Here is a 14,735-nt window from a genome sequence, read left to right on the forward strand (position 1 = left end):
AACAGATTCATGCTACAAATCCAAGGATGTAATTCCCCCTCGCGTGGGGATTTCATAAGACCTTGGAGCCTGCTTCACCGTTGCCAAAAACTGCTCTGTGAAATCCGTCACTTCATTCCAGTTCGTGTATTCATAATCATGAGTCGTGTCTGAATCGGCGCCTTCTTTTTTGGCAATTCTTTTCATAAGACTCTTAATAATCCAGTTGTACTTGGAGTATTTAAGTCCTCCAGCGAAGATCCTCCACTGCTGGGGAGTCCAGGCCGTTTTTCTAAAAAATCCTTGAACGATTTCCCGCTCTTCTTTTTGCACTTTGGGATCTTTATCCATCACTCCCAAACAGACCGAGTAAAAAGCAGCAGGCTTTTTATTCAAAACCTCGGCGTGCGTTTGCACCCAGTGCTGAAGTTTTCGCGGGAAACCACTGGCGTAAACAGCTCCACCAACAACCACACCATCATACTTTGAAAGACCCACAACTTCTTTTTGATGGGCCTCTAAAAGATCCACGGCATGTCCCGCATTTCTCATTTTGCTGGCCATAAAGTTAGCTATCTTCCGAGTTTGACCATATTTGGATTCGTAAACTACAAGAACTCGCGCCATAAACCACCTCCGCGCGTTTCAAAATCATTATACTCCTCAAAAATATGAGCTGATTTTACAACTCGCGCGCTGCACAATCTATTTTGTTTTTGACCCTTACCCGACGTAAAATAATATCTCCTCGGGGCGATTTTTAGCCCGGTTAAACAAAGGAACGTCCGTGGCATTTCGTTGGATTGGCAAATCGCATGATGGAAAAACTGTGACTCTAAACCGCCTTGAAGGCTGTCCGGTTCAAACTCCTCCTTATGCGACTCCCGAGTGGGCAAAAAATAATTCGGACATCGTTCGTGTCGGCGCTGTCGTCGATGTTGAAACAACGGGATTAAATCAAGCCGAAGATGCCATTATCGAAATTGGTCTGCGTCAGTTTTTATTTAATCGCAATAGTGGCGAAGTGATCGCGCTGGGAAAATCTTATTCAAGTTTTCAAGATCCAGGACGCCCGATCTCTGCAGAAATCTCAGAACTCACTGGCATTACAGACGAGATGGTCGCAGGTCACCAAATTGATTGGAACGCCGTCAATGCTCTTTTAGATGAATGCAGTGTCGTGATCGCCCACAATGCCCGTTTTGATAGACCTTTCATTGATCGCAAATCCAAAGTTTCGACGGAAAGAGTTTGGGCGTGCTCGCACAAACAAATCGACTGGAGTACGAAGGGCTTTACAAGTTCCAAATTAGAACTTCTGAATATCTATCACGGTTTTTTCACGGACTCTCACCGCGCGATCAATGATGTGGATGCCCTTTTGTATCTTCTCAGTATTCCGGAAGCGGCCTCCAACAAGCCCTATTTGCACGAGCTTCTTAACAACGCCCGTCGCCCTATGACTCAAATCGTAGCAAGCTCTGCACCGTTTGAATCGAAAGATCACCTCAAAGGTCGCGGCTATAGTTGGGATAATATCAATCGCTTTTGGACTAAAATCATTTTCAAAGACGAAGTACCAGCGGAAATGTCCTGGCTTGAAGAGAGTGTCTACTGCGGACCTTTCGGCGGCCTGACTCGCGATATCGCTCTGATTGACGGATTTAAAAACTAAATCTGTATTCTGACATACAGGTTCTACGTGGGGTTCATTCTTCTTGGAAAGTGCTAAAATATAGAGTGGCGGGAGTCTCTCTATATGGAAAACAATCTTCGAGCCCTAGAGCTACTTAAAGAGATCTATAACGTCGACCAACTCCTTTCCGGAAAAGAATACATTAAAGAGTTGGTTCATCGTATTGCACAAATTCTTAAGGTCAAATACGTGATGGTCGGTCATGCTTTAGAGACCAACCCAGATAAAAATCAGGATAAAATTCAAACTGATTATCTTCTGTCAGACGGCAAATTCATAGACAACGTTGTCTATGACCTCCATGACACCCCTTGTGTGAATGTGATCTGTGGAACCCGCGTTAATTGCTACGCGAATGATGTTCAAAATCTTTTTCCCTATGACCAATTGCTGAAAGATCTCAACGTAGACTCGTACATCGGAGCTCCTTTTCTTCACTCTGACGGGGGCCTTATTGGGCTCTTAGTTATTATGGACGATAAGCCGATGGAAGATCGTGAACTCTATACGTCGGTCGTCGAATTTTTTGCAGCTCGTATCGGAACGGAATACCGACGACAGGCAGTGGAAGACTCTTTACGAAGAATCAATGAAAACTTGGAAAAATTAGCCCAAGAAAGAACTCTCGAATTACAACGAGCTTTTGAGAGCCTGCAACAAACACAAAAACAACTTCTCTCACAAGAAAAACTCGCGACTATCGGACGAATCACTTTCGGTATCGCCCACGAACTTAAGAATCCCCTGAATATTATCATCAACTCAGCCCAACTTTTGGAAGAGGAGGATCTCGATCCCGACTCCAGCAAAAAAGCCGCCGATATGATTTACCAACACGGACAGCGCGCAAATACAATCATCACCAACATGCTTCGTCAGGCCCGGCAAGAAACGGCCTTGGAACCGGAATGGATTGATATTTCCGAAATGCTTGATCATGTCCTGGATGTCTACGTGCGCTCTCTCACGGACATGGACTTAAAGGGCCATTTAGTCGTGAAAAAGAATATTGATCCCCGCGTCTATGCTTATGTTTTTGATCCTCCCAGCATTGAGCGGGTTCTTATTAACATCATCGACAACTCTCTTTATGCCTTGGGCGAGAAATATAGAAATAACAAAGAAACCTTTACACCAACTATCCAAGTCGACTTAAAGGCAGGCCCGTCTTTGTTTAAAGTCACAGTGCGCGACAATGGGACGGGCATTCCCCAGAAACATCTTTCAAATGTTTGTGATGAATTTTACACCACAAAACCGGCTGGCGAAGGCACAGGCCTAGGACTTTGGATTGCCAAACAGAACGTTGAAAAAAATCGTGGCGAAATTCATATTGAAAGTGAGGAAAATAAATTTACTCAAGTGACGATTGAATTACCGGGCGAACAACGCTTACAGGAGGCGCAACTATGAATGCCTCAGCTCCATTAGATGTCGTTGTCGTGGATGATGAAAGCAGCGTCGGCACTCTGTGTGAGCTCAATTTTCGCAAATCCATAAAAAGTGGCGATATTCGTTTGCATTATTTTACGACGGCGAGGGAATGTTTGAAATATCTCGACTCCACAGATCGCCACCCCGGTTCTGAAGTTTTACTAACAGACATCAATATGCCCGAAGTTTCGGGGTACGATTTACTTGCGAAGGTCAAACAAAAGTATCCTAGTATTGATGTCTATATGATGAGTGCTTACGACGATGAACTGAGTATACGAAAATCCCTCAATCTGGGGGCTCAAGGCTATTTTACGAAGCCTGTGAACTATAAAGAACTCAAATATAAGATTTCGGAAGAATATGGCGTGCCGATGCCTTGACGTTTTTTAATTCGTGCTCATGTTTGTTACATTAACCCCTCTTGGGTTAAGAAATGAGGTATTAAATGTCTTACGTCTCTGGCTTTATCCCCGTGATTCCTCTGAAGAATTCTGTCTTGTTCCCTGACATAAGTATGCCTTTGCGAGTTGGTAGAGAAAAAAGTATTTCTGCCCTGCAAAAAGCTCTTCGTGATAATCACTGGGTGATTTTATTAACACAGAAAAATCCGCAAGCTTCGGTTGAGAAGATTGAGGATCTTTATTCCATTGGAACTCTCGCGAAAATCGAGTCTTTCCGTATGGATGAAGATGGAAGCTACAGTGTTTTTGTCAAAGCACATCAACGTGTGCGTGTGGTGCAAAGCCGCAATCAGGAAGGTTTTTTTGAAGTGCAGAGTGAGTCCGTCGAAGATCGCGGCACTCTTGATAAAAAAACGGAAGAAGCTTTGCTGTCCAGTTTGCGCATTTTGAGTGACGAACTCTTAGAACTGCTTCCCGGAAATCCTCGGCAAATCAAGGACATGATCGCAGAGATTGAAGATCTTTCGACTCTCTCGAATATGTGCGCGGCTTATGCTGATATCGCCATTCCTGAAAAACAGGAGATCCTGGAAATTGCGTCTTTGAAGGATCGCACTTTAAAACTTTTGGATCGCATGCAGGAACTTAAAGAAAGACTTAAAATTCAAAGAGGCATCCGCGATAAATTAAACGAAAACTTCCAACAAACTCAAAAAGAAGCAATTTTGCGCGAACAAATGCGCGTGATTCGCGATGAGTTGGGCGAAGGCGAAAGCGGAGATCTTTTTGCAAAATTCAAAGAGCGCATTGAAAAAGCGGGAATGCCGCCGGAAGCATTGGAACTTGCGCGCAATCAGTTGAAACGTCTTGAAACGATCAACTCTGGTTCGCCCGAGTACCAAATGATCCGCACGCACTTGGAATTGATGTTGGATTTGCCGTGGAGCAAATCATCGCCACAAAAAGAAATTGATCTTGAAGAGGCCGAAAAGATTCTTCATGAGGATCACTATGGTCTGGAAAAAATCAAAGGCCGTATTTTGCAACACTTGGCGGTGATGAAGCTGCGCAAGACACATCAAGGCTCAATCTTGCTCTTTATCGGACCTCCGGGAGTGGGTAAAACTTCGTTAGGTAAAAGCATTGCGCGCGCCTTGGGTAAAAAATATGTGCGCGTAAGCCTGGGTGGTGTTCGTGACGACGCGGAGATTCGTGGTCATCGAAGAACTTACATTGGCGCTTTACCTGGTCGCATCGTCGCCGGAATTAAAAAAGCGGGAGAAAACGATCCTGTCTTTATTCTCGATGAGATCGACAAGCTGACTCGCGGCTTTGGCGGAGACCCTGCCAGTGCCATGCTGGAGGTTTTGGATCCAGAGCAAAACAACACGTTCCAGGATCACTATCTGGATACGCCGTTTGACTTGTCAAAAGTGTTCTTTATCGCGACCGCCAACTCTTTAGAAGGCATTCCATTGCCTCTGTTGGACAGAATGGAAGTCGTCGATTTAAGTGGTTACACTTTGGATGAGAAAAAACAAATTGCTCAGAAGTACTTGTGGCCAAAACAGATCAAAGAGCATGGTCTTGATGAAAATACTTTGAAGATTACCGACGAAGCGATGACAAAGCTTTTAACGCACTATACGCGTGAAGCCGGTGTCCGGGATCTGCAAAGAAAGATCGCGACCATTTGTAAATTTATGAGTTTGAAAGCCGTGAAGTCGACGGAAGCCACGTTGACGGTGGATGTGAAAGATCTAGAAGAAATTCTTGGAGCTGAAAGATTCTCATCAGACATGATTGAAAGTCTTCTTCCTCCTGGAGTGGTGACAGGTCTTGCATGGACACCGGTGGGTGGAGATATCTTGTTCATTGAATCTGCACAGATGAATGGAACAGGACAGCTTTTGTTGACTGGACAGCTCGGTGATGTGATGCAAGAGTCCGCGAAAATTGCGCTCAGTCTTTTGAAATCACGATTGCCGTTGCTGGATCCACTCGTGGACTTTAGCAAAAAAGACATTCACGTCCACGTCCCTGCCGGAGCCATTCCTAAAGATGGTCCCTCCGCGGGTGTGACGATGCTGACCTCGATTGCTTCTTTGTTGTTAAATAAACCTGTTGATCCGAAGCTGGCGATGACTGGTGAAATCTCATTGCGTGGCAGTGTTCTGCCTGTGGGTGGTATCAAAGAAAAAGTGATTGCCGCTCACCGCGCCGGAGTTCGCGAAGTCATCTTATGTAACAAAAATGAAAAAGATCTTAAGGAGATTCCAGAGGAGATCCGTCATGACATTCGTTTCCACTTCGTCGAAGACGTGAATGAAGTGTTAAAGGTTGCCATGGGTGTGGATCTTCCACGCTGGGATCAACTGAGACTCAATCCTCCAGGCACACCCTTGCTTCCCGCAGGGTGAGTCAATACGAGGTCATCTCCTCTATAAGGGAGATGGCCTCATTTTCTCAGAATGAGATCTCTGCTCTAACAGTGTTAAGGTTTCTTAGACAGGTGTTAAGACATTTCCACCTAAACGCCTCCAGATGCGCATTTCATGTTGGCTCTCCCCTTGCTTTAGAGGTCAAGCAAGGGAGGAACTTGATGACGACGCAAATCTTTATTACGGGAACACAGAAGATTCCCATGCAGCTTAAGAACGAAAACTCTTTCAACTGTACGGTGATTGAAAATCCCTACAACCTACGCGCGGCTTTACAGAGTACTGACGGAGAAAAAATAATTGTCGTGTTTTTACCATTTCTAGAAATTCGTCACTTCGATATCTATTCATATCTGCAAAAGAATATTCCGAACGTAAAAACATTCTTTGTTGTGAACGAACTTTCTAGCTCCATGAAAATCAAACTCAAAACCCATCGCGATTTCATCGTGCTGTGGAAAACAGAAGAAGCCAATCTCGCAGGTGACATTCTTGCCTATTTGGAGGGAAAAAGCTTGGAAATGCGCCAAGACAAAAGAGAAACCCACGAAAATCGCGCCATGGTGAGTCCTTCCATGCTCCCCTTGGGCGTTGAGAACCGCGGCTTTCAACCCATCATGGGTGGTAGTTTTGAAAACATCTCGTTGAACGGCTCTTGCCTTAAGATCAAAGCGCCATTTTATACGAAGAAAGATTTCGTAAACCTCACCTATCAAACCAAAGAGGGCGACTACGTCTCGATTGAAGGCCAAGTGCGCTGGACAAAGTGGAATGAGAGAGAACAAAGTCAGGAGCTCGGAGTCCAATTTCTTACCCAAGGCTAATACCTGACGCCCTGCTTTGACGAAGCTACATATTGCCTCCCACTGTAAACTGTGCGTTGATTGAGAAAAGTGGGAGGCTCTATGAATAAAATCGTTTTAACCCTGACTTGTCTTCTGTTGTCCCAATCTGTTTTTGCCGCAAGAACCGTTTACGTCAATGGGCGCGGAAGCGAGCGCTCCTATTGCAGTGCCAACGATAGTTACTTCTGCCTTGATAGAGCCAAACGCCAAGCCGAGCGCGATGCGGAAAGTGATGCCCGCAGAAATTGCGAAATCTTTCAACGTGGACGTGCTTTGACTTTCACGGCTTCTTACTTCACCACGTGCAACCCTAGTCACCTTCCACCCAATCATGATGGCACATGGGTGAGCTGCAACTCTGATTGCCGCATGCAATGTGAAATTCCGAACTAGTCATTATGTCTAAAGATATTTTTAGCGAAGTTCCGGAATTGCACTATGTCGAAAAGGCCCCCACCTGCGACATGGGCGAATTTAAAAAAGTGATTGAGAGTCGCCGCTCGGTTCGAGTGTTCACGGATGAAGTCATTCCTGATTCCGTCGTGGAAGAGTGCTTAAACATGGCTCTCTTAGCTCCCAATTCTTCAAACTTGCAGCCTTGGGAATTTTATTGGGTAAAATCCCCAGAGAAGTTAAAAACTTTGCAAGCCTATTGCCTCAATCAGCCTGCGGCCCGCACATCACAAACTCTGATTGTCTGCGTGGCGCGCCCCGATCGTTGGAAATTGGGACAAAAGGTGAATCTTGCCTACTTCGACACCCGCCCTGACACTCCCCGCAGCGTGCGCGCCTACTACGAAAAACTTGTTCCTTTCGTGTATGGCAATGGACCTTTGCACATCTTTGCGCCTTTTAAAACTTTCGCGGTTGCGATCTTAGGATTTTTTCGCGTGATTCCACGAGGCCCCTTCGGAGCTTCGGGAAATCTTTTATGGGCGACAAAGACGACATCTTTAGCCTGTGAAAATCTGATGCTCGCCCTCAGAGCGGCAGGATATGATTCTTGTCCCATGGAAGGATTTGACGAAGTTCGTGTAAAAAAACTTTTAGGCCTTCCACGAGGCGCGGCAGTCACCATGGTGGTCAGCGCTGGAAAACGAGCTTCCAATGGCGTTTATGCGGAACGAATTCGTGGCGCCAAAGACTTATTCATAAAAAAGGTATAGAACGTATGATGGATCTTCTAAAATCGAAAAGCACAATTGTTCGTTGGTTTTTATTAATCCTTTTGGTCTCCGCTTTTCTTTTTATCAATTGGCCTTTTCTAGGTCCTTTGATTTTGGCGGGCGTTTTTGCTTTAGGACTGAATGACTTTATCGGCTCTTTGTGCGGAAGAACCAAGTTCAGTCGCGGCGTCTGCGTGTCTTTAACCTTGGCCGTCGGTCTTGCCATTTTTTGGATTCCCATTACGTTGGCCGTCTATCGTGTAATCGTACATATCAGTCAGCCTCAGACTCTTGAAACGGATCGTATCGTTACACAGATTCACAACTTAAAAGATTTTGTACTCAACTATATGCAAAAACTTTCTGATTGGACGGGAGTTGATCTTGCGGGACCGGCGCGAGGCATGGTGGAAAATGTTTTAAGGAAAACGGGAGAGATTATTTTCAATTACTCCAGCGAGTTTTTGGGACAGCTTCCGGCGATTCTTCTTGCAAGCTTCGTCTTCATTATCGTCGTTGTTGTTTTACTACTGAAAGCCGCTCAAGTTCGCGATCTGGTTTTTAAGTACAGTCCTTTTAAAACGGAAACTACTCAAGACCTCATCCAAGTTTTTAAAGGCAGCTGCTCGATCACACTTTTTTCAACTCTGGTGATCGGTTTGATTCAAGCTTGTATCATTGGCATCGGAAGCCTGATCTTTGGCGAAGGTGATTTCTGGTTGGTTCTGACTGTCACGTTCTTCGTATCATTTATTCCCGTTATCGGAGCAGCCCCCGTGGGCTTCTTGTTAGCGATCTTGGCCTTTATCGGAGGTCGCACCGGATCTGGAATAGGACTTACGATTGTAGCGATCATCGCTGGAACTATCGACAATGTCTTAAAACCATTTATGGTGGGAAAAGAAAACAATATCAATCCTGTGATCGGATTTACTTGCGTTGTCGGAGCCATCATCATGATGGGACTGCCGGGTCTAATAATAGGTCCCGTCATTATGAATTTGTTTGTGGGTGTAAGCCCGATTCTTTTACGCGACGTCGAGTTCTAAATAAATTCCCACGACAAAACAAATTGAAAAGCCCTTCTCATCGAAGGGCTTTTTTATTTTTAAAGCTTACGAATAAAAGATTTAAAGAAATCATTTCCTTTATCATCGACAATGATAAAGGCCGGGAAGTCTTTCACTTCGATCTTCCACACTGACTCCATACCTAGCTCTGGGAAATCGAGCACTTCGACTTTCGTGATACACTCTTTTCCTAAACGAGCCGCCGGTCCTCCGATAGATCCCAAATAGAATCCACCGTACTGTTTACAAGCTTCCGTCACTTGCGGGCTGCGGTTTCCCTTACCCAGCATAATCATCGAACCACCCAAGCTTTGGAATGTTCCCACATAAGGGTCCATGCGCTCACTGGTCGTCGGACCAAAAGATCCTGAAGCATAACCCTTCGGAGTCTTTGCAGGTCCTGCATAATAAACAGCGTAGTTTTTGAAGTACTCTGGAACACCTTCGCCACGATCCACTTTTTCTTTAAGTTTCGCATGAGCGATATCGCGCGCCACAATCATCGGACCATTGAGCATCACGCGTGTTGCCACTTTTTGAGCTGAAAGAATTTTTAGTGTTTCTTGAATAGGCTTATTCAAATCAATTTGAATAGCCTCGGCACTCGCATCTTGAAGATGATTAGGAAGATACTGTTCTGGATGTAATTCAAGTTGCTCTAGGAAAATCCCCTCGCGAGTGATCTTCCCTTTGATATTGCGATCTGCAGAACAACTCACACCAACACCGATCGGGCAACTTGCGCCATGACGAGGCAAACGAATCACGCGCACATCGTGCACGAAATACTTTCCACCGAATTGCGCCCCGATACCCGTGTCCCGAGCCCAGGCTTCCACTTGTTTTTCCATTTCAAGATCACGATAAGCTCGGCCGCCTTCGTTTCCTGAGGTTGGAAGTCCATCAAGGTAACCAGCCGAAGCGTATTTCACGATCTTCAAGGTTTCTTCTGCGGATGTTCCGCCCACGCAGAAAGCCAAGTGGTACGGAGGACAAGCCGCTGTTCCTAAAGAGTTCAAAGTTTCGCGAACGAATTTTTCAAAACCATCCGGATTTAAAACAGCTTTAGTCTTTTGATAGAGGTAAGACTTATTCGCGCTGCCTCCACCCTTAGCCATGAACAAGAAATGATATTCTTCGCCTTGTTCAGAGTAGAGATCAATTTGTGCTGGCAAGTTGGAGCCCGTGTTTTTTTCTTCAAAAAAAGAAATCGGCGCCATTTGTGAAAAACGCAAATTGCGCTTTTGGTAGGTGTTGTAAATTCCTTTAGAAAGAAACTCTTTATCATCCACACCCGTAAAGACACGCTCCCCTTTTTTTCCAACAACAATGGCCGTGCCCGTGTCTTGGCATGAAGGGAATTCCATTTGCGCCGCGATCACCGCATTCTTCAAAAGATCCACCGCCACAAAACGATCGTTTGGAGACGCTTCTGGGTCTTGAAGAATTCTTTCTAGTTTTTCTAAGTGGCTGGCGCGCAATAAGTGCGAAACGTCACTGAGAGCTTCTTGAGCAATCAGCTCTAGAGCTTCAGGGGCGATGACTAGAACTTCCTTATCACCAAGTTTTTCAACTTTAACGTGATCAGAAGAGATTTTCTTATACTGAGTGTTATCTTTTTGTTTTTCGTAGAGGGGGAAATATTTAAATGTCATGCTAAGTCCAGTTCCGCGAGCCGAGCTCGCTCCACATCCTGCGGCGCAAGCCGCAAAATTAAAGTAGCATTGCGTCGTTAACGCGCGCAAGCCTCGGTGCGGCTTTTTGGTGGGCTTTGATGGTGGGATTTAAGGAGCCGTGATTACGGCATTTTATTTTGGGGACCGGGCACTCTCTTGCGTTAGAGAGGTGGTCAAGGACCTTACCGAGGGTCGAAGGAGTTTTTCGTTGTCTCCTTCTGAAACACAACATATCGCCCTGGACCTATAAGGACAAACAGATAATATTTAGACTTTCCATAAGTTTTTCTTATGGATGTTTGAACCCCAGAATAAACACATTTTGGGCGCCATTTTTTGAAGTTTTTGCATCGTATCAGTGAGGTTTTTCGAGGGAAATTCACTCTAGAAGAGGTTTTCCGTCGTCTTGACATAATCCTAAAAAATCTCTCTCCATGTTCTGGGCTCTTTCGATTGCCAACTTCTCATTTTTCTATTAGCTTCTCGGAAATTTTTACTGGAGGCTCCATGGCTCTTTTGCTCGTAGGCTTATGTCTCGCGGCTGTGATCACGCTGTACTTTAAGAACAACCCTTTGGGTCACACGCGTAAGTTCATGTTCCGTCGCTTCATCAACTGGTTCCCTCTCGGTATGACGTATGCCTTCTTGTACATGGCTCGTTACAATCTGAATGTATCGAAGAACGCCATGGGCGATATGATGACGAAAGAACAATTTGGTCTGATCTTCGCTGCCGGTACAATCACTTACGGATTCTCCTTCCTTCTGAATGGTCCTATCGTCGATAAAATCGGTGGTAAAAAAGGGATCATCATCGCGGCCCTCGGTTCTGCAGTTATGAACTTGATCATGGGTGGCGTGACTTATCTTTACTTGATGGGTCGTTTGAAAACCAACATGGTTCTGGCGTTCTCAATTCTTTTCGCCCTGAATATGTTCTTCCAAAGCTATGGTGCAGTTTCCATTATCAAAGTAAAGGCCTACTGGTTCCACGTTCGTGAACGTGGTGTCTTCGGAGCCATCTTCGGAACTTTGATTTCTTTCGGGGTTTACTTTGCATTCGACTGGGGCCAAGCCATCGTTGAAGCTTCGAAACTTAAAATCGAAGGCGAAAGAACTGCTTTCCAAAACTTCATTCAACATATCTTCGCTATCGACACAGGTACAACGAATGCAACTTGGTTGGTATTTACCATCCCAGCGTTCCTTTTGATCTGCTGGGCTTTAATCGACATGGTTCTCTTGAAGGACTCTCCAAAAGATGCGAACTTTGACGACTTCGACACCGCCGACGCTTCCTCAGAACCAGGCGAGAATGATGAGAATTTGAAGATCTCTATTGGCTTCATGCTTAAAAAGATCTTCACAAACCCTGTGATGATCACCATCGCTTTGGTGGACTTCACATCGGGTGTTTTGCGTAACGGTATCATGCAATGGTACTTGGTTTTTGCTCACGAAATGAAAGACAAAGACGCTGTCTTCTTTGAAGGCTCCCAATTCTTTATCAAAAACTGGGGTCTTCTCCTTTGCTTAACGGGTATCTTTGGTGGTTTTGCAGCAGGGATGGTTTCGGACCGTCTTTTCCAATCTCGTCGTGGTCCTCCAGCGGCGATTAACAATGCTATCATGATTATTCTTTTGATCATCATGGCGTTCTCTTTGATGTCGAATCCAACAGTTTTGGGTATCGCGGCTGTTATGATCACATTAACAGTCATCGGCGTTCACTCCTTGATGTCAGGAACTGCGGCCGCCGATTTCGGTGGTAAGAAAATGACGGCAACAGCATCTGGTATCGTCGATGGTTGCGTGTATTTGGGTTCTGGCATTCAGTCTTTGGCGATTGGTTACCTTTCTCATAAAGACTGGCACTATTGGCCATTGTTCTTGTTGCCATTTGCATTCATGGGACTTTACCTTTCCATCAGAATGTGGAATGAACTTCCAGCGGCAACAAAGAAATACATCCTTGAGGTTGAAAAAGCCGAAGAGAAACGTCAGCAAAACGAAGTTCGCTCTCAAACTACAGCGAGCACTGACCCTGCCGGCGTTCCTAACTAAGAAAGAAAATCTTAACAAGATCCTAAAAAAAGCCCACTTCCTAGTGGGCTTTTTTATTTTTCTCGTTTAATGTCCGATCATGTCTTTCTTTATCTCTTCAGCTCGCTATATTATTCGCCTGGTCGCCTTGGGAATGGTCTCGCGCGGGGTTGTAGCCCTGTATTTAAATCTTTGGGATTTCCAAGCCCTTGAATCTTTCGATAATACCCTAGGTCCGTTTCTTTATGGCTGGCACTTCGACTTAGCCATCGCCAGTTTCTTGTACTTGGTCCTTTATGGCAGCAGCGTGCTCTTTGGGTTTTCAGAAAAAATTTTCTCACGCATCAATTGGATTTTGCTACTGACCTACACGCTTTTGATAACAGTCGACGCGATCTATGCCAAAGAGTCCGGTCGCCATGTATCTTATGAAGTCTACAATCTCTTTACCATCCAAGGCTCTTTAAGCGGCCTGCTAAAACAATATTGGCTGCAAGCCCTTTTCGCATTTTTAGGCGCCTCCTTCGTTAGCAAGTTCTTCACTCCCCGCTATAAACCTGTCATGGGATTTTTTAAACGCGGTTTTGCTGTGCTCTTTATTCTTGTTATCAGCTTGGTCTTTGCCCGAGGCTTTGAAGGTATTCCTCAAGACCCTTCTTGGGCCTATCGCTCTGGAGGCGGCAGCAAAGGAGCTACACTGGCTTTGAATGGCGCTTATGGAATCGTGTGGGCTGCTTTAGCAGGCAAGAAATCCAGCAAAGAACACATTGAGATTCCTGGCCATATTAAAAGTGCCGAAGTCTTTGAACGTTGGAGAACCCTGCGCGGGATTCAGAAACCTTTTGGCAATTTCGATGGCAATATTGTTATCGTCTTCCTTGAGGGATGGCCTGGTGTTTATGTCGACAAAAAAGTCGGCGACGAGGAAGTTCTTCCTTTCTTCAATTCTCTTCGCAATGATTCTTTGCGTGTGGATTTAATGCTGGCTGGTGGCCACCGCACGACCGAAGGGTTGTTTGCCACACTCTGCAGTCTTCCGAATCCACCGGGAAAAAGTATTATGTTCTCTGAAATTGAGAACAAAGATTTTAAATGCTTCCCGCAGTTCTTGGCAAAAAATGGTTATAGTTCGGCTTTCTTTCAAGGTTCTGACCAGTTCACAAGCGGCGTAGGACTCTTAGTTCTGAAAACAGGATTTCAGGAATCTTTCGGAAAGCGTGAAATCCCTAATTGGAAAAATATCGAGCAAAATGCTTGGGGTGTTTTCGATCAAGATCTTTATAAGTTCGCGATGGAACGCATGGATCAAATGCAAGAGCCTATGCTCATTGGTCTTAACACCAACACGACTCACGACCTGGCGTTGCCGCACGGAGTACGTCCTGCCTTTGGCGAAGAAAACCAATCGTCATTGCACCTTAGTGTGACTCACCATGCGGATAAAGAACTCCGTGGATTTTATGAGTCCCTTAAAAAACGTAAATGGAAAAAAGATTGGATCTTGGTTCTTCTTTCCGATCACACAAGTTTTTCCGCCAATGGAATTTTTGAACACTATTCCATTCCATTTTTAATGAAGTACCATTCTGCAAATCCCGAAAAAAAAGGAAAAGCTCCTTTTGCAGAAAAACTTTTAGCGGGCGCTTTCTCTCAGAATGATGTGGGCGCCACTCTTGCCGATCTGACGGGAAACAAGGCGCCGACTTTCTTGGGGCGATCCCTGCTTCATCCCGAAGATTTTTCTGACGGTGCGAGTATTTTCCACTTAGGACAATCGGTGTGGTTTGAAGGGCCGTGGGCCGTGGTTTTCAATATCCGCGACTTTAATAACAAAAGATGTTTCCGCTGGAAGAACGACATGGCTTTCCACTATCAACTTCCTTGTCCAGAGGAAGGCGACGATATGTACTTAAGGGGCCTGAGCTACATCAAAGAATCCCAGGAATTTCTTTTCAAATAACAGTTTTCCCTAGAACCTCTT

Annotated in this window: 12 protein-coding genes; 10 read left to right on the plus strand and 2 right to left on the minus strand. The window is 45.1% G+C overall.

Annotated elements, in window-relative coordinates:
• Positions 1-12: 12 nt before the first annotated feature.
• Positions 13-606 (minus strand): flavodoxin domain-containing protein, encoded by a 594-nt coding sequence (locus tag ACL934_RS10600; protein ID WP_374073342.1) that lies wholly within the window; start codon positions 604-606, stop codon positions 13-15.
• 160 nt (positions 607-766) lie between these two features.
• Here ACL934_RS10600 and ACL934_RS10605 point away from each other — a divergent pair, with 160 nt between their 5' ends.
• The 8 genes from ACL934_RS10605 to ACL934_RS10640 all read left to right on the plus strand — a co-directional run bounded on the left by ACL934_RS10605 (position 767) and on the right by ACL934_RS10640 (position 9,014).
• A complete protein-coding gene (locus tag ACL934_RS10605; RefSeq protein WP_374073343.1) occupies positions 767-1,654 on the plus strand; it encodes a 3'-5' exonuclease in 888 nt (295 codons plus the stop codon).
• Positions 1,655-1,738: 84 nt separating this feature from the next.
• Positions 1,739-3,088, plus strand: coding sequence for a sensor histidine kinase (locus ACL934_RS10610; protein WP_413612208.1), 1,350 nt, complete (start codon positions 1,739-1,741; stop codon positions 3,086-3,088).
• A complete protein-coding gene (locus tag ACL934_RS10615; protein ID WP_374073345.1) occupies positions 3,085-3,492 on the plus strand; it encodes a response regulator in 408 nt (135 codons plus the stop codon). Before ACL934_RS10610 ends, ACL934_RS10615 begins: the two co-directional genes overlap by 4 nt.
• Before the next feature lie 65 nt (positions 3,493-3,557).
• Positions 3,558-5,933: an endopeptidase La gene (lon, locus tag ACL934_RS10620; RefSeq protein ID WP_413612209.1), complete on the plus strand. Its 2,376-nt coding sequence runs from the start codon at positions 3,558-3,560 to the stop codon at positions 5,931-5,933.
• A 182-nt stretch (positions 5,934-6,115) separates the two neighbouring features.
• Positions 6,116-6,778, plus strand: coding sequence for a PilZ domain-containing protein (locus tag ACL934_RS10625; RefSeq protein ID WP_374073347.1), 663 nt, complete (start codon positions 6,116-6,118; stop codon positions 6,776-6,778).
• Between the two features lie 81 nt (positions 6,779-6,859).
• Positions 6,860-7,192, plus strand: a complete 333-nt coding sequence (locus tag ACL934_RS10630; RefSeq protein WP_374073348.1) for a hypothetical protein — start codon at positions 6,860-6,862, stop codon at positions 7,190-7,192.
• A gap of 5 nt (positions 7,193-7,197) precedes the next feature.
• Positions 7,198-7,965: a nitroreductase family protein gene (locus ACL934_RS10635; protein WP_413612210.1), complete on the plus strand. Its 768-nt coding sequence runs from the start codon at positions 7,198-7,200 to the stop codon at positions 7,963-7,965.
• 5 nt (positions 7,966-7,970) lie between these two features.
• Positions 7,971-9,014, plus strand: a complete 1,044-nt coding sequence (locus ACL934_RS10640; protein WP_374073350.1) for an AI-2E family transporter — start codon at positions 7,971-7,973, stop codon at positions 9,012-9,014.
• A gap of 59 nt (positions 9,015-9,073) precedes the next feature.
• Here ACL934_RS10640 and ACL934_RS10645 read toward each other — a convergent pair whose 3' ends face one another.
• Entirely contained in the window at positions 9,074-10,690 is a 1,617-nt protein-coding gene (locus tag ACL934_RS10645) for a fumarate hydratase (protein ID WP_374073351.1), read from the minus strand.
• 528 nt (positions 10,691-11,218) lie between these two features.
• On the opposite strand from ACL934_RS10645, the gene ACL934_RS10650 reads away from it, so the two are divergent.
• Positions 11,219-12,775 (plus strand): MFS transporter, encoded by a 1,557-nt coding sequence (locus tag ACL934_RS10650; protein WP_374073352.1) that lies wholly within the window; start codon positions 11,219-11,221, stop codon positions 12,773-12,775.
• Positions 12,776-12,854: 79 nt separating this feature from the next.
• The gene (locus tag ACL934_RS10655) at positions 12,855-14,714 is read left to right on the plus strand and encodes an LTA synthase family protein (protein WP_413612211.1); all 1,860 of its coding nucleotides are present in this window, start codon (positions 12,855-12,857) and stop codon (positions 14,712-14,714) included.
• Positions 14,715-14,735 lie beyond the last annotated feature (21 nt).

Source organism: Bdellovibrio sp. HCB-110 (genome assembly GCF_047323225.1).
Classification (GTDB): domain Bacteria; phylum Bdellovibrionota; class Bdellovibrionia; order Bdellovibrionales; family Bdellovibrionaceae; genus Bdellovibrio.